At 71.7% G+C, this 23,162-nt stretch carries 18 protein-coding genes; 9 read left to right on the top strand and 9 right to left on the bottom strand.

The window, feature by feature from the left end:
- Positions 1–25: 25 nt before the first annotated feature.
- A complete protein-coding gene (locus tag D458_RS0121865) occupies positions 26–1,297 on the bottom strand; it encodes a heparan-alpha-glucosaminide N-acetyltransferase domain-containing protein (RefSeq protein WP_017588878.1) in 1,272 nt (423 codons plus the stop codon).
- Between the two features lie 175 nt (positions 1,298–1,472).
- Here D458_RS0121865 and D458_RS0121870 point away from each other — a divergent pair, with 175 nt between their 5' ends.
- From D458_RS0121870 to D458_RS33970, 3 genes are all read left to right on the top strand, one after another.
- Positions 1,473–2,987: an ATP-binding protein gene (locus tag D458_RS0121870; RefSeq protein WP_017588879.1), complete on the top strand. Its 1,515-nt coding sequence runs from the start codon at positions 1,473–1,475 to the stop codon at positions 2,985–2,987.
- Between the two features lie 148 nt (positions 2,988–3,135).
- Positions 3,136–4,797, top strand: a complete 1,662-nt coding sequence (locus D458_RS0121875; protein ID WP_017588880.1) for an FAD-dependent oxidoreductase — start codon at positions 3,136–3,138, stop codon at positions 4,795–4,797.
- A gap of 11 nt (positions 4,798–4,808) precedes the next feature.
- Positions 4,809–5,168, top strand: a complete 360-nt coding sequence (locus D458_RS33970) for a YybH family protein (RefSeq protein ID WP_017588881.1) — start codon at positions 4,809–4,811, stop codon at positions 5,166–5,168.
- Positions 5,169–5,174: 6 nt separating this feature from the next.
- On the opposite strand, the gene D458_RS0121885 is transcribed toward D458_RS33970, so the two are convergent.
- The 5 genes from D458_RS0121885 to D458_RS36505 form a co-directional block, all read right to left on the bottom strand.
- A complete protein-coding gene (locus D458_RS0121885) occupies positions 5,175–7,277 on the bottom strand; it encodes an acetoacetate--CoA ligase (RefSeq protein ID WP_017588882.1) in 2,103 nt (700 codons plus the stop codon).
- 208 nt (positions 7,278–7,485) lie between these two features.
- Positions 7,486–8,163 (bottom strand): HAD family hydrolase, encoded by a 678-nt coding sequence (locus tag D458_RS0121890; protein ID WP_017588883.1) that lies wholly within the window; start codon positions 8,161–8,163, stop codon positions 7,486–7,488.
- A gap of 122 nt (positions 8,164–8,285) precedes the next feature.
- Positions 8,286–9,008 (bottom strand): DUF4126 domain-containing protein, encoded by a 723-nt coding sequence (locus D458_RS0121895; protein WP_017588884.1) that lies wholly within the window; start codon positions 9,006–9,008, stop codon positions 8,286–8,288.
- A 114-nt stretch (positions 9,009–9,122) separates the two neighbouring features.
- The gene (locus tag D458_RS0121900; protein ID WP_017588885.1) at positions 9,123–9,368 is read right to left on the bottom strand and encodes a DUF2630 family protein; all 246 of its coding nucleotides are present in this window, start codon (positions 9,366–9,368) and stop codon (positions 9,123–9,125) included.
- 61 nt (positions 9,369–9,429) lie between these two features.
- A complete protein-coding gene (locus tag D458_RS36505) occupies positions 9,430–10,821 on the bottom strand; it encodes a hypothetical protein (protein WP_152521207.1) in 1,392 nt (463 codons plus the stop codon).
- Between the two features lie 314 nt (positions 10,822–11,135).
- Between D458_RS36505 and D458_RS0121910 the strand changes: the two genes are divergently transcribed.
- Positions 11,136–11,426 carry a metal-sensitive transcriptional regulator gene (locus tag D458_RS0121910; protein ID WP_017581550.1) on the top strand — a complete coding sequence of 97 codons (291 nt, stop codon included), beginning with the start codon at positions 11,136–11,138 and terminating at the stop codon, positions 11,424–11,426.
- Positions 11,427–11,536: 110 nt separating this feature from the next.
- Positions 11,537–12,205 carry a hypothetical protein gene (locus D458_RS0121915; RefSeq protein WP_017588886.1) on the top strand — a complete coding sequence of 223 codons (669 nt, stop codon included), beginning with the start codon at positions 11,537–11,539 and terminating at the stop codon, positions 12,203–12,205.
- Here the strand turns inward: D458_RS0121915 and D458_RS0121920 are convergent.
- Entirely contained in the window at positions 12,190–13,566 is a 1,377-nt protein-coding gene (locus tag D458_RS0121920; RefSeq protein ID WP_040702668.1) for an NAD(P)/FAD-dependent oxidoreductase, read from the bottom strand. The two genes, D458_RS0121915 and D458_RS0121920, sit on opposite strands and share 16 nt — an antisense overlap.
- Before the next feature lie 304 nt (positions 13,567–13,870).
- On the opposite strand from D458_RS0121920, the gene D458_RS0121925 reads away from it, so the two are divergent.
- Positions 13,871–14,305 (top strand): hypothetical protein, encoded by a 435-nt coding sequence (locus D458_RS0121925; RefSeq protein WP_017588888.1) that lies wholly within the window; start codon positions 13,871–13,873, stop codon positions 14,303–14,305.
- A 130-nt stretch (positions 14,306–14,435) separates the two neighbouring features.
- Here the strand turns inward: D458_RS0121925 and D458_RS33975 are convergent, their stop codons facing one another.
- Complete coding sequence (locus D458_RS33975) at positions 14,436–15,062, bottom strand: SACE_7040 family transcriptional regulator (protein ID WP_017588889.1); 627 nt, start codon at positions 15,060–15,062, stop codon at positions 14,436–14,438.
- A 148-nt stretch (positions 15,063–15,210) separates the two neighbouring features.
- Between D458_RS33975 and D458_RS0121935 the strand changes: the two genes are divergently transcribed.
- Genes D458_RS0121935 through D458_RS0121945 form a run of 3 tightly spaced genes read left to right on the top strand, consistent with a single transcriptional unit; the run spans position 15,211 to position 20,152 of the window.
- Positions 15,211–16,821, top strand: a complete 1,611-nt coding sequence (locus D458_RS0121935; RefSeq protein WP_017588890.1) for a carboxyl transferase domain-containing protein — start codon at positions 15,211–15,213, stop codon at positions 16,819–16,821.
- Positions 16,822–16,829: 8 nt separating this feature from the next.
- Positions 16,830–18,998 carry an acetyl/propionyl/methylcrotonyl-CoA carboxylase subunit alpha gene (locus tag D458_RS0121940; RefSeq protein ID WP_026119565.1) on the top strand — a complete coding sequence of 723 codons (2,169 nt, stop codon included), beginning with the start codon at positions 16,830–16,832 and terminating at the stop codon, positions 18,996–18,998.
- Positions 18,995–20,152: an acyl-CoA dehydrogenase family protein gene (locus tag D458_RS0121945; RefSeq protein WP_017588892.1), complete on the top strand. Its 1,158-nt coding sequence runs from the start codon at positions 18,995–18,997 to the stop codon at positions 20,150–20,152. Before D458_RS0121940 ends, D458_RS0121945 begins: the two co-directional genes overlap by 4 nt.
- Positions 20,153–20,229: 77 nt before the next feature.
- Here the strand turns inward: D458_RS0121945 and D458_RS0121950 are convergent, their stop codons facing one another.
- Positions 20,230–23,091 carry a tetratricopeptide repeat protein gene (locus D458_RS0121950; protein WP_026119566.1) on the bottom strand — a complete coding sequence of 954 codons (2,862 nt, stop codon included), beginning with the start codon at positions 23,089–23,091 and terminating at the stop codon, positions 20,230–20,232.
- Between the last annotated feature and the right edge of the window lie 71 nt (positions 23,092–23,162).

Below are 23,162 nucleotides of genomic sequence, written 5' to 3' on the forward strand. Positions count from 1 at the left end.
GGCACGGCGTCCGGCCGTCGTTGGATCAGCCCGCCCCGCGGTCGGGGGCGCGGTCGGCACGGGCGCTCTCGACGAGGTTCACCGTCCCGTCGGCGAAGGCGCCCAGGGCCAGCTCGAACGGCCCCCGGCCCACGCCCCAGCGCCACAGGCTCGCGAAGACGAACGACCCCAGGATGAACAGCTCCAGGTGGTAGGGGCCGCTCACGGAGCCTTCCGGGTTCAGGGCCACGACCACCGCCAGGACCAGGATGTGTCCGGAGTAGACGGTCAGGGGCATCCGGCCCACGGAGGTCAGAGGGTACGTCAGGCGGGGCAGCCGCTCGGCGAGCAGCATGCACAGCACCAGCACGACGAGCGCCTGGCCCACCGCCTCGAAGATCTCGAAGGTGGTGCCGGTGTGCGGGGTGTTCACCGCGAGCCACCACCAGGAATCCGTGGGCACCTGGCCGCTGACGCTGTGGGCCGCGTCGATCGTGTCCCACCGCAGTTCCTCGGCGATCTCTGGGTCGACCGAGCTCAGCGGGCGGCCGTCGAGGTAGGTGCTGTGCGCCTCGGTCAGCCGGTCCAGCCCGCCCATCGGGTTGAGCAGCACCCACGAGCCCAGGTAGCCGATGGCGGCCGTGACCGCGCCGCCGACCGCCATCCGGACCCGCACCGCGGTGGCGGTCAGATCGGTCCGGCCCACCGCCATACCCGCGAACACGAACGCCATGAAGGTGATCGCCGGGTAGTAGCCCGTCAGGAAGAACTCGGTGAACGAGGTGAGCGCGCCGGTGCGGACGCCCGCCGGGAACAGGTCCTGGCGCAGCAGGAAGGACACGGCCGGCCCCACCACGGCCAGGGTTCCGGCGACCGCCCACAGCAGGGCGGCGCGCGCCCGCAGCAGCGGCAGCGCCAGCACGAAGAAGCCGGCGTAGTAGGTGAGGATGATCGCCACCGGCACGGCGAAGGCGTCCAGGACGAAGCCGAGCAGCCCGATCAGGAACGCGCGGGCCAGGATACGGATGACGGCCCGGCGCAGGGAGTCGCCCCCGGCCGGCTGGGTGCGTCCGGTCATCAGGGCCAGGGACACCCCGGCGAGGAAGGCGAAGAGGGCCGAGGAATTGCCGCGTACGAGGCTGTGCAGCTCCCAGCCCTGCTCCTCCGGGAGCAGACCGAAGGAGGCCACCCCGAGGTGGACGGCGAACATCCCGAACACCGCGAGTGCCCGCGCGGCGTCGATGCCGTCGATACGGCGCTTGGCTGGGGGCAGGGCCTGGGGAGCCGTACCTGTGTCGTCTGACTGGTTCTGTGCCACATCCGTCAGGCTATGCCGCATTCGCACGGGCCTCCAACGCCCTGACGCTCTCCTGACGGCCACTCCTGGCCACGGTGCGGATCCGTGGCCCGTTTCCCGTCCGGAGCCCCCCTCCGCCGGTTATTCTCTTCGTCCTTCCCCGGCTCCTCCCTCTCCGACGGACAGGACGACGCCCATGCCGCCCGAACCCCCCGCGCGTTCCGGTCCCACCGCCCGCCGGCGTCCGGCGCCCCGGTCCCCCTGTGTGACCGAGGAGCAGCTGCGCGGGGTGGAGCTCTTCACCGGCCTGTCCTCGGAGCAGTACGCGTGGCTGCTGGACGCGGGCACCGCCCTGGCCCTGGCCGACGGTGAGATCCTCTTCCACGACGCCGAACCCGCTCGCTGGTTCTGTGTGCTGGTCTCGGGCCGACTGGTGATCTCCAAGGTCGTCGACGGCCGCGAGGAGGTCCTCACCCGGCACAGCGCGCCCCGCGACCCGGCCGATCCGGACCGGGGCAAACCCTCCGCGGCGCACGGCTTCACCGGGGAGATGCCGCTCCTCGTGGAGGGCGCGTACGTCGCGACCGCGACCGCCGACGGGCCCACCCTCCTCCTGCGGTACGACCGGGAGGCCTTCATGGAGATGCTCGTGCGCTGTCCGGAAGTGGCCAGGGTCCTGGTCCCCGTGCTGGCCTGGCGCATCCACGCCTCCGAGACGCAGGCCGCCCAGCGCAGCCGCCTGGACGCCCTGGGCACCCTGGCGGCCGGCCTGGCCCACGAGCTCAACAACCCGGCCGCCGCCGTCAGCAGGGCCACCACCGAACTCGGGGCCGCCCTGCCCGACCTGGAGTCCCGCGCCAGGCTCTGGGGGGCCGTCGCCACCGGGTCCGAGGCCGAGCGGCTGGCAGCCGCCCGGGCCGAGGTCCTGTCGCTGGACCGGAGCCGCGCCCACCGCGACCCCCTGGCCGTCGCCGAGGCCGAGGACGACCTGGCCGACTGGCTGGCCGAGCACGGCCTCCCCGACGCCGTGGGGCTGGCGGAGATCCTGGCCGAACGCGGCCTGGACCCCGGGTGGCCTGCGCGTCTGACCTCCGGGATGTCCGCCGACGTCCGGACCGCCGCCCTGTCCTACCTCGAGTCCTCTCTCGGCGCCGCCGGGATGGTGGCGGAGGCGGGCGAGGCCGGTGCGCGGGTCTCGGGGATCATCGCCACCGTCCGCGACTACACCAACCTGGACCGCGCCCCGGAACAGGAGGTGGACCTGGAAAGGGGGCTGGAGTCCACGCTGGGGATCATGCGCGGACGCCTGTCCGGGGTGTCGGTCGAGCGTGACTACGCTCCGGACCTGCCTCGCGTGCGCGGCTACCCCACCGAGCTCAACCAGGTGTGGACCAATCTGGTCGACAACGCCGTGGACGCCATGGCCGATGCCGCCCGGACCGGCGGCCGCGCACCCCGTCTGCGCGTCAGCACGGCGGCCGAGGGCACCTGCGTGATCGTGCGGATCGCCGACAACGGCGGCGGCGTGCCGGAGGAGGCCCTGCCCCGCCTGTTCGACCCGTTCTTCACCACCAAGGACGTGGGCCGGGGCACCGGTCTCGGACTCCACCTGAGCCACCGGATCGTGACCCGGCGGCACAACGGAACGCTCACGGTGGAGACCTCCCCCGAGGGCAGCGTGTTCGCCGTCCGCCTGCCCACGGGGCGCTGAACCGTCGGCCCCGGGACCCCGCGCCCCAGTCGTTCTATTGACTGGTCCCGGAGGGCCCGCCCGCCGATAATGGGGGCGCCCTGCACGGGAGCCCCGCGAAGCACCGGCATCACCCCCTGGCCGACCCCTCACCCCCCGAGGAGCCCTCTTGGCAGAGGACAACCGCACGCGCCCCGTCCTTCTCACCGTCGACGACGACCCCCAGGTCCTCCGGGCCATCCGGCGTGACCTGCGCCGAAAGTACGCGGACCGGTACCGGGTGCTGTCCGCCTCCTCCGGCCGGGAGGCGCTGGACCTGCTGGAGGCCCTGGAGGCACGTGAAGAGGAGCCCGCCCTGCTCCTCGTGGACCAGCGCATGCCCGCCATGTCCGGGGTCGAGTTCCTGTTGGAGGCCGTGCCCCGCTTCCCCAACGCCCGCAAGGTCCTGCTGACGGCCTATGCCGACACCGAGGCGGCGATCACCGCCATCAACCAGGTCCGGCTCGACCACTACCTGATGAAGCCCTGGGACCCCCCGGCGGAACGCCTCTACCCGGTGCTGGACGACCTGCTCACCGACTGGTGGGCCGCGTACGACCCGCCCTACGACGGCATCCGGGTGGTCGGTCCGGCCGTGTCCTCCGCCGCGCACCGCGTCCGCGACTTCCTCACCCGCCACCAACAGCCGTTCCGCTTCCTCGACGTGGAGCGCGACGCCGAGGCGGCCGAGCTCGCCCGCCGGCCCGGGGCCGCGCTCCCCCTCGTCCTCTTCCCCGAGGGCGACGCCCTGTCAGCGCCGACCAACGCGGAACTCGCCCGGCGGGCGGGGATCGCGGGCACCGCCAGCCGCCCGCACTACGACTCGGTGATCATCGGCGGCGGCCCCGCCGGGCTGGGCGGCGCCGTCTACAGCGCCTCCGAGGGCCTGTCCACGCTGTTGCTGGACGCCGACGTCCCCGGCGGGCAGGCGGGGACGTCGAGCCGGATCGAGAACTACCTGGGTTTCCCCAACGGCCTGTCCGGGGCGGACCTGGCGCGGCGCGCGGTCACCCAGGCACGCCGGTTCGGGACGGAGATCCTGGCACCCATGCGGGCGGTCGGACTGCGCCGGGCCGGCCCCGCGCACATCGTCACCCTGGAGGACGGCCGCGAGATCAGCGCGGAGACAGCCGTCCTGGCCACCGGGGTGTCCTACAACCGGGTGGACGTGGCCGGCGCGGAGCGGTTCGAGGGAGCGGGCCTGTTCTACGGTGCGGCGATGACCGAGACCTCCGCCTGCGTGGACCGGGACGTGTACGTGATCGGCGGGGCCAACTCGGCCGGGCAGGCGGCGATGCACTTCGCGCACCACGCCCGGCGCGTGGTGGTGCTGGTGCGCGGCTCCAGCCTGGAGAAGGGCATGTCGCAGTACCTGGTGGAGGAGATCCGCCGCACGGACAACATCGAGGTGCGGCTCAACACCGGAGCGGTCGGCTTCGAGGGCGCGGAGTCCCTGGAGCGGATCACCCTGCTGGACTCGGTGACGGGGGCGACCGAGACAGTACCGACCGGTTTCGTGTTCACCTTCATCGGCGCCCGGCCGCGCACGGAGTGGCTGGAGGGGGTGGTCGAGCGCGACGAGGCGGGGTTCGTCCTGACCGGCCCCGATCTGCCGGGCGGGGAGGACGGCCCGCCCGGGTGGGACGCGCCGCGCCGCCCCATGCTGTTGGAGACCAGCCTGCCCGGGGTGTTCGCTGCCGGGGACGTGCGGTCGTCGTCGGTCAAACGGGTGGCCTCGGGGGTCGGCGAAGGCGCCCTGGCCGTGTCACTCATCCACCGGTACCGGGCCTGAGGAGAGGAAGCATGGACGTGAACCCTGACATCGCGGAAGGCGCGGCGGAGGCCGCGGAGCTCTTCCGGCGGCAGGTGGCCGCTCTCGGCTCGCGCGACCTGGACGCGCTGATCGCCAACTACACCGAGGACGCGGTGCTGGTCCGCTTCGACCGGGTGGCGCACGGACGGGCGGAGGTGCGCGTCCTCCTCGCCGACTACCTCGCCCGGAGCCCCAGGGTGCTCGAACCCCTGGGGCTCCGCGTCACGGAGGACGTGATCACCTACCGCTCCCGGATCGAGCTGGACGGCGTGGAGCACGACAGCCACGGCACGTTCGTACTGCGCGGCGGGTTGATCTGGCGGCAGACCACCGCCTTCGTCCCCCTCTGAGCAGGCTCAGCGGTGGGCGAGACCGCTGAAGTAGTCCAGCGCCTCCGGGTTGGCCAGGGAGTCGCGGCTGGCCACCTTCTCCGGGCTCTCACCCATGAGGATGCGCTTGACCGGAACCTCCAGCACCTTGCCGGACAGGGTGCGCGGCACCGACCTGATGGCGCGCACCCGGTCGGGCACGTGCCGGGGCGAGCAGTCGGTGCGGATCCGGCGGGCGATCTCCTTGGGGAGGTCGCCCTCCAGGTCCGCGCCCTCGCGCAGCACCGTGAAGAGTTCGATCCTCGAGGAGCCGTCCTCCTGGGGGACGTCCACGACCAGGGCGTCCACCACGTCGTCCAGGGCCAGGACGGCACGGTAGATCTCGCTGGTGCCCATGCGCACGCCGCCGCGGTTGATGGTGGAGTCCGAGCGGCCGTAGATGATCGCGGTGCCGCGCTCGGTGATCTCGATCCAGTCGCCGTGCCGCCAGATGCCGGGGTAGACGGCGAAGTAGCTGTCCCTGAGCCGTTCCCCGTCGGTGTCGCCCCACAGGAACACCGGCATGGACGGGGCGGGTTCGGTGACCACGAGCTCACCGACCTCGCCGATCAGCTCGTTGCCGTCGGGGTCCCAGGAGGCCACGGCCATGCCCAGGCCGCGCGACTGGATCTCCCCCTCGTACACGGGCAGGGTGGGGGTGCCGCCGACCAGGCAGCTGCAGATGTCGGTGCCGCCGCTGGTGGAGAACAGCCACAGGTCGTCGCCGAACTCCTCGTACACCCAGGAGAACGCCTCGGGGCTGAGCGGGGACCCGGTGGAGCCGATCGCCTTGAGCGCGGACAGGTCGCGGCCCCGGCGCGGGTGAACGCCCTCCTTCATGCAGGAGGACAGGTACCCGGCACTGGTGCCGAAGACCGTGACCCCGGCCTCGGCGGCCAGGTCCCAGAGGGCACCCAGGTCCGGGGAAGAGGCCGCGGCCGGAGGCCGACCGTTGAGGGTGGTGGAGGGTGACGAAGAGGGAGGAGCCGCGGCCGGAGGCCGACCGTTGAGGGTGGTGGAGGGTGACGGGTGGGCGGGGCTGCCGTCGTACAGCACGATGGAGGCCCTGGTCAGCAGCACGCTGACCAGGAAGTTCCACATCATCCAGCCGGTCGTGGTGAACCAGAAGACCCGGTCGTGCTCCTGCGCGTCCAGGTGCAGGTTCAGGTTCTTGAGCTGTTCGAGGAGGATGCCTCCGTGGCCCTGGACGATCGCCTTGGGCAGGCCCGTGGTGCCCGAGGAGTAGAGCACCCACAGGGGGTGGTCGAAGGGGACGGGGGTGAAGGTGAGTTCGGCGCCCGCGCCGCGCCCGGTCAGCTCGCTCCAGGGCAGGGTGCCCTCGAGGGTCGCGCCGGGGGTGAGGTAGTCGAGCAGGACCGTGTGCTCGGCGCTCGGCAGCGCGGCGCGCAGCTCCTCCACCACCGGACGGCGGTCGAAGTCCTTGCCGCCGTAGCGGTAGCCGTCGACGGCGAGGAGGACCTTGGGTTCGATCTGCGCGAAGCGGTCGATCACGCTGCGCACACCGAAGTCGGGCGAACAGGAGGACCAGATCGCGCCGAGGGAGGCGACGGCGTAGAACGCGGCCGCGGTCTCGGGCAGGTTGGGCAGGTACGCGGCGACCCGGTCGCCCTCGCCCACCCCGAGCTCGCGCAGTCCGGCGGCGATCGCCGCGGTGCGCTCGCGCAGGTCGCCCCAGGTCCAGGAGTCGAGCGCGCGGAGTTCGGTGGCGTGGCGGATGGCCACCTCGTCGGCGTCGCGGCCCTCGAAGACGTGCTCGGCGTAGTTGAGGGAGGCACCGGGGAACCACTGGGCGCCGGGCATGCTCCGGTCGGCCAGGACCTGTTCGTAGGGGGTCCTGGACCGGACCCCGTAGAACTCCCAGACCGACGCCCAGAAACCGTCGACGTCGGTGACCGACCAGCGCCACAGGGCGTCGTAGTCGAAGTCCGCGGCGGCGGTGGACCCGCTTCCGCCGAAGGCCTCGACTCCCCGCTCCCGTGCGGCCCATCGGGCGAACGCGACGATGTTGGAGGACTCGATCCGTTCCTCGTCGGGCTCCCAGAGCACACGGGGCACGTTGCTCTCCGTCATTGGCCCGCCTTCCCAATCGCGTGGCTGTGTGTTGCTGCGAGACCCATCTAACAACACCGCACGATCGGGAGCACGGGCCGGTCCGGCCTAACGGCGCACGCCGCGAACCTCCGAGTACGCAGGTCATCGCGGGGTCGCGGGGACGTGGAACGCCCACCCCCGAGGAGTGCTCGAAGGGTGGGCGGGCCACGTTGACGGTGACGGAGCGTCAGACGAACTCGCGCAGGGCCGCGACCGCGTCCTGCGGTGTGTCCACGACCAGGGCGCCGGTGGCCTCCAGCCGTTCGCGGGCCATCAGGCCGCTGGCGACCAGGATGGGCCGGGCTCCGGCCTCACGGGCCGCACGGGCGTCGTCGTCGATGTCGCCGATGAGCACGACCCGGGACGGGTCCAGGTCCTGGTGCTCCAGGTGGTGGACCAGGTGTTCGGCCTTGGAGTCGTGTTCGGTCTCGAACTTGCGCCCGTCCACACGTGTGAAGTGCGGGTCGAGGCCGCGCTCGGCGATGAGGGGCACCAGGTGCTCGTGCGAGGCCATGGACAGCAGGGACTGGGTGCCGCCCGAGCCGGCCCACTGGTGGAGGACGTCGGGGACGCCCGAGGCCAGCTCACAGGTGTGCAGGTACTCCAGGTAGCTGCTGTCGTAGATCTTCTCGGCGCGCTCCCACTCGCCCTCGGCGAAGCTCCGTCCGAGGAGCTCCTCGTAACAGGGGATGAGAGGGCGGCGGAAGACGGAGCGCCAGTAGTCCATCTCGACCGGCTCACGGCCGAACTGGGCGCACACCGCGTTGACCGCGGCGAGGTTGGCGTGGTTGTCGTCGAGGAGGGTGCCGTTCCAGTCCCAGACGATGTGGTGGGTGTTCGGTTTCGCAGAAGTCATCTCAGCCATTGTGAGAACTTTACGACCAGCCGCACCGTTTCCGATATGCGTTTTCTGCCACCCTGTCATGGTTTGCGCTGGCCAGACGCTGTCCGGCCGCCGGTGTCCGGCGCGGGTCCGGGGCCGGCCCGCTAGGGGGTCGGGCCGTTCCACGTACCGCCCGGGCCGGGGTCCCGCCGGGTACCGGAGTCGCGCCCCTGCCGGAACTGCTGCCCGAGGACCCTGCCGTTCGTCTCGGCCTCGCGCCGGGCACGCCGCTCCGCCCGCGTCCTCCGTGCCTTGCGCACCGCCCACACCCCGAACACGATCAACAGCGGGAACACGATGATGATGAGCAGGGGCAGCAGGACGGCCAGCAGCGCGGTGACGACGCTGGCCAGGTCCTCCAGGACGGAGGCCACGGGTGCGCCGACGCCCAGGGTGAGGGTGTTGATCACCGGCCGGGCCAGCGCCTTGGCCACATGGAAGAAGAAGGCGATGACCACGCCTGCGATCACCGCTCCCCAGGCGATCCCGTTCGAGGTGACCGCGGCTCCGGAGGCCTCACCGGTGATCTCGCTGAGGGCGATCGTGGAGGCCCCGGCACCGAAGGTGATCCCGCCCGAAGTGGGACGGATGACGGTCTGGACGACGTCGTTGATGCTGTCGACCGCGGGCACCTTGTCAGCCACGAGCTCCACGACGAGCAGCACGCCGATGGTGACGAGGGTGGCGGGGTGCTCGAGCCATGTCCAGGTCGGCGACAACGGGATGAAGTCGGTGTAGCGGGCCAGTAACCCGACCACGAGGAGAGGGATGTAGGCGTTGAGCCCGGCGGCCGAGGCCAGACCGAGGCCCGTGAGGGAGGCGAGCATGGGGGCTCCTTCGCGCGTACAGGACAGGGGGCGGTACCGGACCGGGAACACGGTCCGTCACCGCTCATGTGTGTTGACGCTCGGGAAGGGCCGGAAGTTTTCGCCTGCGAGGCCCTACTGCCGGTAGTTCTCGACCTCGGCGACCGGGCGGACCTCCGCCTCGTCCGGGTCCTGACCGAACTCACGGCGGGCCCGGCGCTGGCGGAGCAGGTCCCAGCACTGGTCGAGGGCCTCCTCGACCTCCTTCATGCGGCCGCGCTCCTGTGGTTCCAACCCTCCGGGGGCGGAGCGGAGCGCGTGCTCCTCGTCCATCAGACCGCGGATGGTCGTCATGATGTCCTGCTCGGCGCTGTCGCTCATACCGCCATGGTCAGGGCGGCCCGGGGCCGGAGCAAGGGCTCCGGACCCGGGATTGCCGAGTTCACGCCGAACGTTTACGCGAGACCGCGAAGGCGACGGCCGAGGCGCCGATGGCCGTGAGTCCGCCGATCACCAGGGCCGCGACGCCGGCACCGGTCACCGGGAGCTTCGGCCCGTCGGCCGGAGGCGCGGGCCTGGGCGGCACGGGATCGATGGGATCGGTGGGTGGAGAGGACGGGCTCGGGGAAACCGACGGTGACGGGCCGGGGCTGGGTGAGGCGGTCGGGCTCGGAGTCGCTGTGGGCGACGGGCTCGGGCTGGGCGACTCCGTCGGGGACGGGGTCGGGGACGGCGCGGGTGACGGGGTCGGGGTCGGGGACGACGTGGGCGTGGGCGACGGACTCGGTGTGGGTGTGGGCGACGGGCTCGGGCTGGGTGTGGGCGACGGGCTCGGGCTGGGTGTGGGCGACGGGCTCGGGCTGGGCGACTCCGTCGGGGACGGCGAGGGTGACGGGGACGGGGTCGGACTCGGTGTGGGTGACGGGGACGGTGACTCCGTCGGGGAAGGCGTCGGGCTCGGGGTCGGCGACTCCGTCGGGGTCGGGGACGGCGAGGGCTCAGGAGGACGGCAGTCGACGTGGACGTCGCCGAGGGTCATGTCGAACAGGGTCACCGGAGCTCCCACCGGGTTCCCGTCGGCGTCCTCCCCCTGGACGACCGCGGTGTAGTCGGTACGCGCGTGGCCGGTGTAGGGGTCGTCGACCTCGTAGACGTGCGAGATGGTGACGGTGACGTGCGCGTTGGTGACGCCGTCCCCGTAGTCGCCCGGGAAGTCGAGTTCCGTGACGGCGGTCCCGGGGGCGTTGGGCGCGGGCGCCTCGACCAGCTGTCCCAGGAACATGGGAGCGGTGGTCGAGTCCTGCACGATGACATCGGCGGGCGGGGCGCACTGCACCCGGTTGTTCCACGTGGAGACGGTGAAGATCTGGTACCGGCCGTCCGGCTGCCTCGGCCCTCGTGTGATGAGGGAGGCCGCCCCGCCGACGGTGGGCGGAGGCACGTTCAAGGCGGTGAAGGCACCGTTGGCGTTGGTCATCGCCGATTCCGGGTCGGTGACGGCGTTCACCTCGGCGGTACCGGTGGCGGAGGTCAGGTTGCCGGAGATGTCCGAGCCGGGCCCGGTGCCGATGTCCCACTGCTCGTTGCCGTTTCCACTCACCTCCAGCTCGGTGAGCGTTCCGGAGACCGCGCCCGCGCCGTAGGCCGAGGCGTCCAGGGTGAGCTGTCCCCAGGTGCTGGACGCGTAGGGTGTGGCCTGCTGGGCGATGGCGTCCCGGGCGCTGAAGGCCGCGCCTGCCGTGACGGCTCCCGAGGCGAGCAGGACCGACGCCACCACGGCCACCCCTGCCTGCCGGACCGACGCGGCCCGTGTCACCGCTTCCCGTGTCGCCACCACGAACTCCCCACCCAGTGAATAAACATGACTACTCAGGGCAACGTTACGGTTTTCGGTCCGGCGGAATCACGAGGCGCGAGGATCGCCTCGGGCAAGTTCCTGCCAACGCGGCCACAACCGGCCTCCGGCTGCACGGCGAACGGAGCGACCGTCCCCTGCCGTCTGGGAAACTTCTCGTACGGCCAGGTTGGTGACAAATCGTTCGCCGGGCGGCGGCCGTAGGGGCGGAATAGACCGCGAAGCTCCTCACTTGAATACCTTGAGGGGGTATTGTTATGGCAGCTGAGCAGGAACGACACGGAGACGGTGGCATGGCGGCGAACCACGGTTACAGCAATGACAAACAGAGCCACATCAACCGGCTCCGTCGCATCGAGGGACAGATCCGCGGCCTCCAGCGCATGGTCGAGGACGACCAGTACTGCATCGACATCCTCACCCAGACCTCCGCGGTCAACAAGGCGCTGCGCTCCTTCGCGCTGTCCATGCTCGACGAGCACCTCAAGCACTGCGTGGCGCACGCCGTGGCCAACGGCGGCGACGAGGCCGACGAGAAGGTCCGCGAGGCCTCGGACGCGATCGCGCGACTGGTCCGTTCCTGACCGCCCCTGCTCCTGTTCCCCGCCACCGGCCGCCGCCCCTGGCTCCACGGCGCGCGGCCGAACCCGGCCGGCCCACGCAGCGGGCACCACACCGGGGCTAACGTACCGACATGCCCCCTGAACATCCCCCCGGCCCCGGAAAGGCCCAGGCCACCGAGGAGAACAGCCACGCCCGCGCGCTGGAGCGCCGCCTGGCCCTGCCGGTACTGGTCTGCGCGCTGGTCTCCGTCCCCGCCGTCTTCCTCGACATGTGGGGCGAGGGGCTGTGGGCCGAGATCGGGAACCGGACCAACTGGCTGGCCGGCCTGGTCCTGTGGGCGGAGTGGATCCTGCTCATCGCGCTGGCCGAGGACAAGCTCGGGTGGCTGCGCACCCACAAGTGGAGCACCTTCGTCGCCGCGGTGACCCTGCCCGCCGTCGTCTTCGCGCTCGGCCCGGCCCAGGTCCTGCGCCTGGTCCGGGCAGCCGGAACCCTGCGCCTGCTGCGTGTCACCCGGATCATCGAGGCCGGCGGGGTCCTGCGGCGCCGCATGGGGCTGACCGGGACACGCGGAACGGTGGTGGCCGTGGCCACCACCGTTCTGTCGGCCGTGTTCGTCACGGCGGTCCTGCTCAACCCGGACTCCCCCAGTCGGCGCTTCCTCGCCGGCCTGCCGAAGAGCTTCGAGCTCTGGCAGGTCGCGCTGGCGCTGGGACTGGTCGGAGCGGCGACCGCGCTCATCCTGTACCTGAGGCGCAGGGGCGCGGGCCGGACCGGGCGGGATCAGTCCTCGCCGTAGCGCTCCCGTTCGTTGTCGAGCAGCCGGGCACCCTCCGTGCGGGAGGCTTTCTGGTCCAGGTAGTCGACGGTCTCGTTGGCCACGAACGACGACGGCCGGCCCTCGTCGGCGAACCCCATCCGGGAGACCTCTCCCCCGGTGAAGGCGCGGATGCCCCAGTTGGCGGCGATGCGCGCCCGCGCCGTCGGGGACGGCACCGACAGCATGTGGTAGCCGCGGGTGGCGGCCAGCGCGGGCAGGCCGCTCAGGTCGAACTGCATGATCCTGGCCAGCGCGTCCTTGCCGCTCAGGTCCACCACCAGGCCCATGTCCTTGTGCCTGAACTCCTTCAGCGGCCTGCCGAGCACCGAGTTGACCACGTTCTGCGCGACGGTGGCGGCCTGCCTGGTCGCGTACTGGGCCGTGGGCGGGCAGTAGGCGCTGTCGGCGTGGGAGAGGTTGGGCACGGCCGCGGCGTCGCCGATCGCGAACACGTCGGGCTGCCCGGGGACCGCCAGGTCCGCGCCGACCTCCAGGCGGCCGCGCTGGGTCGGTTTCCCGAGGGTCTCCATCAGCGGGCTGGGTGAGACCCCGGCGGTCCAGATGAGGGTGCGGCAGGGCAGCGCGCGCCCGTCGGTGAGGACCACCTTGTCCGCGGTCACCTCCCGGACGCTCACCTTCAACTTGACCTCGATGCCCAGGCCGCGGAGCAGGTCGAGGGCCTTGCGGCCGAGCCGGTCGCCGAGTTCGGGCAGCACCTTGGGCGCGATGTCCACCAGGTGCCAGCGGATGACCGAGCGCAGCTCGGGGTAGCGCTTGGCGGCCTCCTCGCACAGGCGCATCAGCGAGGCCGCGGTCTCCACTCCGGTGTAGCCGCCGCCGACGACGATGAACCGGCAGCGCTCCTCGCGCTCGACCGGGTCACGTGAGTCGTTGGCCAGCTCCAGCTGCGCCAGCACGTGGTCGCGCAGCAGGACCGCTTCGGCCAGGGTCTTGGCGCCGTAGGCGTGCTGGGTGAGCCCGGGGATGTCGAACTCCCTGGTGAGCGCACCCGGTGCGAGCACGAGCCGGTCGTACCGGCAGGGCGCGAGTTCACCGGTGGGCCTGCGCACGACAACCGTGCGGTCCCTGGTGTCCACCCCGACCGCGTGCCCGGGCACCAGGCGGGTCTTGCGGGTGAGCCGGTGCACCGACATGGCGACCGACTGCGGGGTCAGAAGTCCCGAGGCCACCTGGGGCAGCAGGGGACTGTAGAGCATGTAGTCGTTCGGTGCGATCAGCGCGATGTCCGCCGCACCGTTGGGGATTCGCCGTTCGAGGTGACGCAGGGTGTGGAGTCCACCGAAACCCGCGCCGACCACCACGATCCGAGGCCGAGACATATGTACACCGCTCCTTCTCCGTGTCGGGGGCGGGACGTCCTTCGCGTCTGGGGGCCGTCGGACGCGGGCGTACCCACTTCACCGCTGCCGAATGTACGGGCGGCGGAACTAATTCGAGACGCTCCCACGCGAGTCGTTCCGGGGTCTTTGTCAGCCATTGGCCGACGAGCCGAAAAGCCATACGGGGTCTTCACGGTGACAACACCCGCCTTTGGTCTCTTCGGACCGAGACTGGGTAACTGTGTGTGGTCATGCATAAACGGAACGTGCTGACCCGTGTCGCAGAGAGGGGCAAGGAACGCGTATGCGTGCGTTCACCAGGATCGCCGCCACCACGGTGCTGGCCGGAGGACTGACCATGTTCTGTGCGGGGTCGGCTCTCGCCGACCCGTCGGACGAGGTCACCAAGCCCGTGGAAGAGGTCGCCGGCACCACCGGGAACCTCTCTCCCGAGGCGGAGGCCCTGCTCGAGAACCCTCAGGTCCAGGAGATCCTGGCCAACGAGGACGCCGTCGAGCTGCTCAGCGATCCCGAAGCCCTGGAGGCGCTCCAGGCGCTGCTGGAGCTCGAGGATCCGCTGGGAGCCCTCGAGGAACTCGACCTCCCGGTCGCCACTGGCGACCTTCCCGCGGACACCGGCGACGTGACCGGTGAGCTGCCGGTCGACGACGTCGACGCCGGGGACGTCACCCAGCCGGTGGACGACGTCGTCGGCGGTCTCGGGGGCGGCCTCCCGTAGGGGTCGGGCCGCCCCGGTCCCCCTGCGGGGACCGGAGGAGCCGAACGGAAGGGGCGGGTACTGCACCCGCCCTTTCCCGTGTCCCGGTCGGGCCGGCGCCCGGCCGGGCCGAACCGCGTTCCACGGAAGATCAGGTCGGCGTCGGCGCGGGTTCCCCCGACGGGTCCCCGGCCGGGTCCTCGGCGAGCAGGGCGGCGGAGCCCATCCGCAGCAGCAGGGCGGCCATGTCGCCCCGGGGGAGCGCGCCCCGGCTGTGCGGGGTGGAGTTGAGCAGACCGAACGCGGCGTGCACCGACGCACGCAGGGCGGCGCGCGGGACACCGGGACGGAGCTCGGCCAGGACGTTGACCCACTCCTCCACGTAGCCGCGCTGGAGGCGGCGGACCCGGCCGCGGTCCTCGTCAGTGAGGTTGCCCAGCTCGCGGTCGTGCACGGTGATCAGGTCGGGTTCGTCCAGGGAGAACTCGATGTGCCCGCGCAGCAGGGCTTCGAGGGCCGCCTCCGGCCCGTCCGAGCGGGCGACCAGCTCACGCCCCCGCCGGGAGAGGCGGTCGCTGACGTCCACGAGAACCGCGCCGAGCAGTGCCTCCTTGCCGGGAAAGTGCCGGTAGAGCGCCGGTCCGGTGGTGCCCACGGCGCGCCCGAGGTCGTCGATGGTCACCCCCCGGTAGCCGTGCGCCGCGAAGAGCCGGGCCGCCGCGCCCAGGATCGCCGTCCGCCGTTCACCCGCGGGCCTGCCGTTCGGTCTCGTCCCCATTCGTCCGCCTTCCGCCGCCTCGCCCGGGGCCGCCTTCCGTGGCCCGCGCCGCCCCGGCCCTGGACACCCATGTTAGTAGTTACTAACATCACCGTTGTTAGTGAGCATTAACATCCCTCCACGAGAGGACACCATGAGCAGGGCACCTGTGCTCGGTTCGGCGGTCGACACCGCCGGGCCCGCGTTCGCCGCCAACGACGCCGCGAACCGCGCGCTCGCGCTGGAGCTGCGGGAACGGATCGCTACCGCGGCCCTCGGCGGCCCCGAGAAGACCCGAGCGCGCCACGTCGAGCGCGGCAAGCTCCTCCCCCGCGACCGCGTCGACCTCCTCCTCGACCCCGGTTCACCGTTCCTGGAGATCGCCCCGCTGGCCGCCTACGGCCTCTACGGCGAGGACGGCCAGGACGCCCCCGGCGCCGGGATGATCGCCGGGATCGGCCGTGTGGCCGGACGGGCGACGGTGGTGGTCGCCAACGACGCCACCGTCAAGGGCGGCAGCTACTACCCGATGACGGTCAAGAAGCACCTGCGCGCCCAGGAGGTGGCTCTGCACAACCGCCTCCCCTGCGTCTACCTGGCCGACTCCGGCGGCGCCTTCCTGCCCATGCAGGACGACGTCTTCCCCGACCGCGAGCACTTCGGCCGCATCTTCTACAACCAGGCCACCATGTCGCGCGCGGGCATCCCGCAGATCGCCGCGGTCCTGGGTTCGTGCACCGCCGGCGGCGCCTACGTCCCGGCGATGAGCGACGAGGCGGTGATCGTCCGCGAGCAGGGCACGATCTTCCTCGGCGGCCCGCCCCTGGTGAAGGCCGCCACCGGCGAGGTCGTCACCGCCGAGGACCTGGGCGGCGGCGACCTGCACTCGCGGGTCTCCGGGGTCACCGACCACCTCGCCGACGACGACGCCGACGCGCTCGCCAAGGTGCGCCGGATCGCCGACACCATCGGCCCGCAGGACCCCCCGGCCTGGGAGGTGCGTGAGCCGCGCCCGCCCCTGCTGGACCCCGAGGAGCTCTACGGGGTGGTCCCGGCCGACACCCGCACCCCCTACGACGTGCGCGAGGTCATCGGCCGGATCGTCGACGGCAGCGAGTTCACGGAGTTCAAGTCCGAGTACGGCACCACCCTGGTCACCGGGTTCGCCCACATCAACGGCCACCCGGTCGGGATCATCGCCAACAACGGCATCCTGTTCGCCGAGTCCGCGCTCAAGGGCGCGCACTTCATCGAACTCTGCGACCGCCGCTCCATCCCGCTGGTGTTCCTGCAGAACATCTCCGGGTTCATGGTCGGCCGCGCCTACGAGGCGGGCGGCATCGCCAAACACGGCGCCAAGATGGTCACCGCCGTGGCCTGCGCGCGGGTCCCCAAGTTCACCGTGGTGGTCGGCGGGTCCTTCGGCGCCGGCAACTACTCGATGTGCGGCCGCGCCTACTCGCCCCGGTTCCTGTGGATGTGGCCCAACGCCCGTATCTCCGTCATGGGCGGTGAACAGGCGGCGTCGGTGCTCTCCACCGTCCGCCGCGACCAGAAGGAACTGCGCGGGGAGGAGTGGTCGGCCGAGGACGAGGAGGCCTTCAAGGCACCCATCCGCGACCAGTACGAGGCCCAGGGCAGCCCGTACTACTCCACCGCCCGCCTGTGGGACGACGGGGTCATCGACCCCGCCGACACCCGCGACGTGCTCGCCATGGCCCTGTCCGCCGCCCGCCACGCGCCCCTGGACCCGGTGGGCTACGGCGTCTTCCGGATGTGAGGAACCCCTTGACCACGACGCCAACCAGAACCTCAGCCGCGACCGGCACAGCCGGTGCGTCCGGCGGTTTCGGACCGACCACCGTGCTGGTCGCCAACCGGGGCGAGATCGCGCTCCGGGTCATGCGCACCCTGCGCCGCACCGGCCTGCGCTCGGTCGCCGTCTACACGGACGCCGACGCCGGGTCCCCGCACACCCTGGCCGCCGACGAGGCGTTCAGGGTGGAGCGCTACCTGGACATCGACGCCATCGTCGCCGCGGCCCTGGCCGGCGGGGCCACCATGGTCCACCCCGGCTACGGATTCCTGTCCGAGAACGCCGACTTCGCCCGGGCCTGCACCGACGCCGGGCTGGTCTTCGTGGGCCCGCCCGCCGCCGCGATCGAGGCCATGGGCGACAAGATCCGCGCCAAGGACACCGTGGCCGCCGCGGGCGTGCCGGTCCTGGGCGGGTTCACCGAGAAGCCCGGGCAGCCGCTGTCCGACGACGAGCTCCTGCGCGCCGCCGAGGAGACCGGCTACCCGCTGCTCATCAAGCCGTCCGCCGGCGGCGGCGGCAAGGGGATGCGGGCCGTGCACTCGCCCGACTCGCTGGTGGCCGAGGCCGCGGCCGCCCGCCGGGAGGCGCTGGCCTCCTTCGGCGACGCCACCCTGCTCGTGGAGAAGCTGGTCCAGCGGCCGCGCCACATCGAGGTGCAGGTGCTGGCCGACTCCCACGGCAACGTCCTGCACCTGGGCGAGCGCGAGTGCAGCCTGCAGCGCCGCCACCAGAAGGTGGTGGAGGAGGCGCCCTCGCCCCTGCTCGGCGAGGAGCAGCGGGCCACCATGGGCGAGGCCGCCGTGGCCGCCGCACGCTCCTGCGGGTACGTGGGCGCGGGCACGGTGGAGTTCATCGCCGAGACCGGGTCCGACGGCGAGCTGTCGTTCTCGTTCCTGGAGATGAACACCCGCCTGCAGGTGGAGCACCCGGTGACCGAGGAGGTCGTGGCCGTCCGCGGCGAGCGCGGCGTGGACCTGGTGGAGCTCCAGCTCCGCGTGGCCGCCGGGGAGCCGCTGCCGTTCACCCAGGACGAGGTCTCGTGGGTCGGGCACGCGGTGGAGACCCGGATCTACGCCGAGGACGCCGACCGGGGTTTCCTGCCCTCGGGCGGTCCGATCCTGGCACTGCACGAGCCCTCGGGCCCGGGCGTGCGCGTGGACTCGGGTATCGCCGAGGGGGGCGCGGTGACCTCCGACTTCGACCCCATGCTGGCCAAGGTCATCACCTGGGGGGCCGACCGGGCCGAGGCGCTGCGCCGGATGGACGCGGCGCTGGGCTCCTACGCGCTGCTCGGCTGCGTGACCAACACCGCCTACCTGCGGCGGCTGCTGCTGCACCCGCGTGTGGTGGCCGGTGACCTGAGCACCGACCTCATCGCCGAGGACCCGCCGCCCGCCGCCCCCGAGGGCGTCCCCGGGGAGGTCTGCGCGGCCGCCGCCGTGGACCACCAGCTGGACCTCGAAGGGCCGCCCGGTCCCGGAGGCGCCGGTTCCGCGGGCGCGGTGAGCGCCGACCGGTTCGCCGTGCCCGACGGCTGGCGGATGGGGGGTCCGGCCTGGACCCCGTGGCGGCTGCGGGCACCCGGGCAGGAGGCCACCGTCGTCAGGGTTCGACGCGACGGCGCCGCCGGCCGGTACCTGGTGAGCGTGGCCGACGGGGAGCCCGTCGCCCTGCGTGCCCGGCGCTCCGCCGACGGGACCCGGCTCACCGTCACCGCGCCCGACCGGATCCGCACCTACCTGCGCGCGGACGATCCGGCCACCGCACACCGGTGGCTGGGCATCGACGGCTCCGCCTGGACCCTGCACGAGGAGCCCGTCGCCGCCGCCCTGCGCGAGGACGACGCGGCCGCCGACGGCACGGTGCGCAGCCCCATGCCCGGAACCGTCCTGGACGTCCCCGTCCGGGTGGGCCAACGGGTCACCGCCGGAACCACCCTGGCCGTGGTCGAGGCGATGAAGATGGAGCACTCCGTTCCCTCGCCCGTCGACGGCACCGTCACCACCGTGGCGGTCCGTCCCGGTTCCTCCGTGCCCATGGACGCCGTCCTGGTCACCGTCGAGGCCGAGAACCCGGCCGACGACGCCCCTTCCACACCTGCTTCCACAACGGCTACCCCCGAGGAGCACCAGCGATGAACCGCCACGAACTCTCGACCGACCACGCGGACCTGCGGGCCGCCGTGGAGGCCTTCGCCCGCACCGAGGTCGCGCCGGTGATCGGCGACTTCTACGAGCGGGGCGCGTTCCCGTACGACATCATCGCCAAGATGGGCCGGATGGGCCTGTTCGGGCTGCCGTTCCCCGAGGAGCACGGCGGTATGGGCGGCGACTACTTCGCCCTCTGCCTGGCCCTCGAGGAGCTGGCCCGGGTGGACTCCTCCGTGGCGATCACCCTCGAAGCCGGGGTGTCGCTCGGAGCCATGCCGATCTACCGCTTCGGCACCGAGGAGCAGAAGAAGACCTACCTGCCCAGGCTCACCTCCGGCGAGGCGCTCGGCGCGTTCGGCCTGACCGAACCCGGCGGCGGCTCCGACGCCGGGGCGACCAGGACCACCGCGCGCCTGGAGGACGGCGAGTGGGTGATCAACGGGACCAAGTCGTTCATCACGAACTCGGGCACCGACATCACCGCCCTGGTCACCGTCACCGCCGTGACCGGCGAGCGCGAGGACGGGCGGCCGGAGATCTCCTCCATCCTCGTCCCCAAGGGCACCCCCGGGTTCTCCGTGGGCCAGAAGTACTCCAAGGTCGGTTGGAACGCCTCGGACACCAACGAGCTGGTCTTCGAGGACTGCCGTGTCCCCGAAGCCAACCTGGTGGGCGAGCGCGGACGCGGCTACGCCCAGTTCCTGCGCATCCTCGACGAGGGCCGCATCGCCATCGCCGCGCTCTCCGTGGGCCTGGCCCAGGGCTGCGTGGACGAGAGCGTGCGCTACGCCCACGAGCGCCAGGCCTTCGGCCACAGCATCGGCCAGTACCAGGCGATCCAGTTCAAGATCGCCGAGATGGAGGCCCGCACCTACAGCGCGCGCCTGGCCTACTACGACGCGGCCTCCCGCATGCTCGCCGGCGAGCCCTTCAAGAAGGAGGCGGCCATCGCCAAGCTCATCGCCTCCAACGCGGCGATGGACAACGCCCGCGACGCGACGCAGGTCTTCGGCGGCTACGGCTTCATGAACGACTACCCGGTGGGCCGCTTCTACCGCGACGCCAAGATCCTCGAGATCGGCGAGGGGACGAGCGAGGTCCAGAAGATGCTCATCGCGAGGGAGCTCGGGCTGCCCGCCTGACCCGCGGACCAGCGGCCCCGGATGGCGTCATCGAAACCCGATGACGTCCCCGGGGCCGCGTTCTTCTGTGTGGATCCTCAGGACCCGAGCCCGGCCAAGCGCTCACGTACGGCGGTGACCCACCGCTCCTCGGCTCCCTCGGCCTCCGGGAGCAGTGCCAGTACCTCCTCCAGCTCCGCTCGCGCCTCACCAGGGGACAGCTCTTCCAGTTGGTGAGCAAGCGTAGCGATCCACTGCCGGGTCATCAGGGGTTCGGCGTGATCCGGACCGTACAACTCGCACTCATTCCGGTAGAGCTGACGATGAAGGCGGAGCGCTTCCTCCAGGTCACCCTGTTTCCGCGTGCTGAACGCGAGGCACCCCAGGGCGTCCAAGGTCTTCGGATCAATGGGCCCCAGCAGGTCGTCGAAGGCCGCGTGCACCAGGATCAGCTGTTCTGCGGCCTCCTCGAAGCGTTCCTGGTGTTGCAGAGCGTGGGCGAGACAGTGCCGGTCCTGAAGCACCTTGGTGTCGCACTCGTCATTCGTTTCCAGACGATCCGCCAGGACTTCTTGGAAGGTGTTCGAGGCGCTCAAATGGTGCCCGAACCGGGCCAGAAAGTCGCCGTAGTCGTGTCTGCGTCCCAGCCAACGCTCTCCGCTGGCCTCTCCTGTCTCCTCCATCAACTCCAGAAGGCGCCTGTACTGCTTGAGGCCCTCCTGTTTTTGCTGTTTCACCAGGTTGTCAGCGAGACACCTGAGCAGGTCCCCGTACTTCCTGCGGTTCTCCGCGATGGCGTGTTCGATCTCGAACCTGGCAGCCCCCTCCCCGGAATTGAGAAGGGACGCCAGATGTGCCCTGCGGTCGTCCAGTTCCGAGAGCACAGCCCGGTAATCGTGCTCCGCTTCCTCGTAGCGTTCCAGATCATCCAGGCGGTGGGCAGTGTGGTGCCGACTCTCGATACTGAGCAGATCCCTGCTCTCAGGGAACTCCTGGATCAGCTCGTCGTAGTGCCCTTGGCTCTCTTCCTCCTTTCCCCTCCTCGACATCACGCCGATCAGAGCCCGCAGCGTGACTTCGGTGTACGAGCTCTCCACCCCGAGCACCCGCCGCCTCGCCTCAAGCACCGCCCGGAACTCGGCCTCGGTCTCCGCCGAGTCGTTGGGAAGAAGGAGCGCCAAGTCGTGACGCGCTGTGAGAGTCTCGGGATGCTCATCACCGAGGACCCGCCTCTGCGCGGCCACAACGACGGAGAGTTCCTCCAGCCGTTCCGGCCTGGGCAAAGAGGCGATCGCGTACCTGTGTCGGACGACCAACCGTACGGCGTCTTCCTCCTGGAACTTCTCGCTTCGCCTCCGCATCAGGGCCACAAGGTCCTCGGCTCGGCCTCGCTGGGAACTGAACCAGAGGTAGGCGAAGGTGCTGACCCCCGTGTACAGAACCATGGAGAGCGTTCCGGCCGGGCGATCATCCACTCGGCGCATCGCACCGATCACGTGCGGTGCCAGCAGGCGCCACCAGCCCCAGTTCGCGGTGGACTCGGGCGGGTGTTCCGCCCCCTTGGCGAGCATCTCCACGGCGGCGCCCCACACCGCCTCGCGCTCCTTCCCATCCGACTCGCGCACCCGGTGGGCGTTCGCGTCCAGGACCAGACGGTGGGCCCGCAGGCAGGGCACCGGACCGGCGCCGGCGAAGACCTCGGGAAGCTCCACCACCTCCACCAGTCCCAGGTCGACCAGCGCCTCCAGGGCCCGGTCCACCCGGTCCAGGTCCGGGGGTTCCGGCAGGAGCCCGTGCCGGGACGCCGCTGCCACGTCCAGCAGGTCCACCGGGAAGGGTTCGGCGGAGAAGCACGAGAGCAGGCGCATCAGCGGCCGCGCCTCCACGGTCCCCTGTTCGTCGAGGAGGTCGAGGCTCAGTTCCCAGGTACGGCTGATCAGACGGCGGTGCAGGCGTTCGGCGGCCCCCGTGCCCGGCGGCAGGCCCTGGTCCAGCAGTTCCGGGCCGAGATCGCCCACCGCCTCCAGATACGCGTCGAAGGTGCGTGTCCGGTGGGGCCCGCCGCCCCGCTGACGCAGGAGTCCGGCGCCGCGCGCGGTCCGTGCCAGGTAGGAACCGGCCAGGCGCAGGGCCAGGGGCAGACCGCCGAGGCGTTCGGACAGGGCTCGGGCCTCCTCCTCGGTTCCGGCGTTGCCCGCGAGGTCGATGAGGACGTCCGCACCGTCCTCGGCGGACAGTTCGCGGACCGGGTGCAGGCGGGGCCCTTCGCCCCACGCCTCGGCGGTGCCCACACGGGTGGTGACCACGGTCAGTCCGGTCTCGCCGGCCCGGACCCATCCCGTCCCGTCGCACGCCGTGTGCCCGGCCTCGGCAAGCCGGTCGGGACTGTCCGCGTTGTCGAACACCAGCAGCCAGGGCCGTTCCGCGGCCTCCAGGCGCCCCCACAGCAGATCGGTGGCGCTGGCACCGCCCGCCCAGGCCTCGGCGACCTGCTCCTCGTCGGCGCCGAGCTCCAGCGCGACCTCCCGCAGGGCGGTCACCATGCGGTCGGGCTCGTCGGCCGACACCCAGAACACCGTGTAGCCGAGCGCACGGGCGTCCCGGGCCAGCCTCAGCGCGAGTGTGGTCTTGCCGCAGCCGCCGAGTCCGTGCAGAACCTCCACCTGGCCCCCAGGCGCGGCCAGGGCCTCACCCAGCAGTGCCAGGAGCCCGTCGCGGCCGCGTACCCGGGCGGGGAGCTCGCCGAGCGGCGGGCGGATCGAGTGCAGGCCGGGGCCGGCGGGGGCCGCGTCCGAGCCCGTACCCTCACCCGCGTCCGCGTCCTTTCGCCTCCAGGCCCGTTCCGCCTGTTCGCGCACACCCGTGTGGTCCGCCCCGTCCACCGCTTCGCGGAGGCGCTCGGCCAGGCGGCGGACCTCCTCGGGAGCGTCCGGGTCGACGGGGTCCTGGGGGCGTGCCATACCGGTCCTGCCTTCCTGCCGCGGGGGCCTGCGGGGGTTCGAGGGCTGCGGCGACCGGGGCGGCCGGGGCG

This window comes from Nocardiopsis ganjiahuensis DSM 45031 (assembly GCF_000341085.1).
Taxonomy (GTDB): Bacteria; Actinomycetota; Actinomycetes; order Streptosporangiales; family Streptosporangiaceae; genus Nocardiopsis; species Nocardiopsis ganjiahuensis.

Bases quoted from the DNA above. Each gene is read 5' to 3' on its own strand.
- D458_RS0121870 (WP_017588879.1), top strand. From the start codon at position 1,473: ATGCCGCCCGAACCCCCCGCGCGTTCCGGTCCCACCGCCCGCCGGCGT.
- D458_RS33970 (WP_017588881.1), top strand. From the start codon at position 4,809: ATGGACGTGAACCCTGACATCGCGGAAGGCGCGGCGGAGGCCGCGGAG.
- D458_RS0121885 (WP_017588882.1), bottom strand. From the start codon at position 7,277: ATGACGGAGAGCAACGTGCCCCGTGTGCTCTGGGAGCCCGACGAGGAA.
- D458_RS0121890 (WP_017588883.1), bottom strand. From the start codon at position 8,163: ATGGCTGAGATGACTTCTGCGAAACCGAACACCCACCACATCGTCTGG.
- D458_RS0121895 (WP_017588884.1), bottom strand. From the start codon at position 9,008: ATGCTCGCCTCCCTCACGGGCCTCGGTCTGGCCTCGGCCGCCGGGCTC.
- D458_RS0121900 (WP_017588885.1), bottom strand. From the start codon at position 9,368: ATGAGCGACAGCGCCGAGCAGGACATCATGACGACCATCCGCGGTCTG.
- D458_RS0121910 (WP_017581550.1), top strand. From the start codon at position 11,136: ATGGCGGCGAACCACGGTTACAGCAATGACAAACAGAGCCACATCAAC.
- D458_RS0121915 (WP_017588886.1), top strand. From the start codon at position 11,537: ATGCCCCCTGAACATCCCCCCGGCCCCGGAAAGGCCCAGGCCACCGAG.
- D458_RS0121920 (WP_040702668.1), bottom strand. From the start codon at position 13,566: ATGTCTCGGCCTCGGATCGTGGTGGTCGGCGCGGGTTTCGGTGGACTC.
- D458_RS0121925 (WP_017588888.1), top strand. From the start codon at position 13,871: ATGCGTGCGTTCACCAGGATCGCCGCCACCACGGTGCTGGCCGGAGGA.
- D458_RS33975 (WP_017588889.1), bottom strand. From the start codon at position 15,062: ATGGGGACGAGACCGAACGGCAGGCCCGCGGGTGAACGGCGGACGGCG.
- D458_RS0121945 (WP_017588892.1), top strand. From the start codon at position 18,995: ATGAACCGCCACGAACTCTCGACCGACCACGCGGACCTGCGGGCCGCC.
- D458_RS0121950 (WP_026119566.1), bottom strand. From the start codon at position 23,091: ATGGCACGCCCCCAGGACCCCGTCGACCCGGACGCTCCCGAGGAGGTC.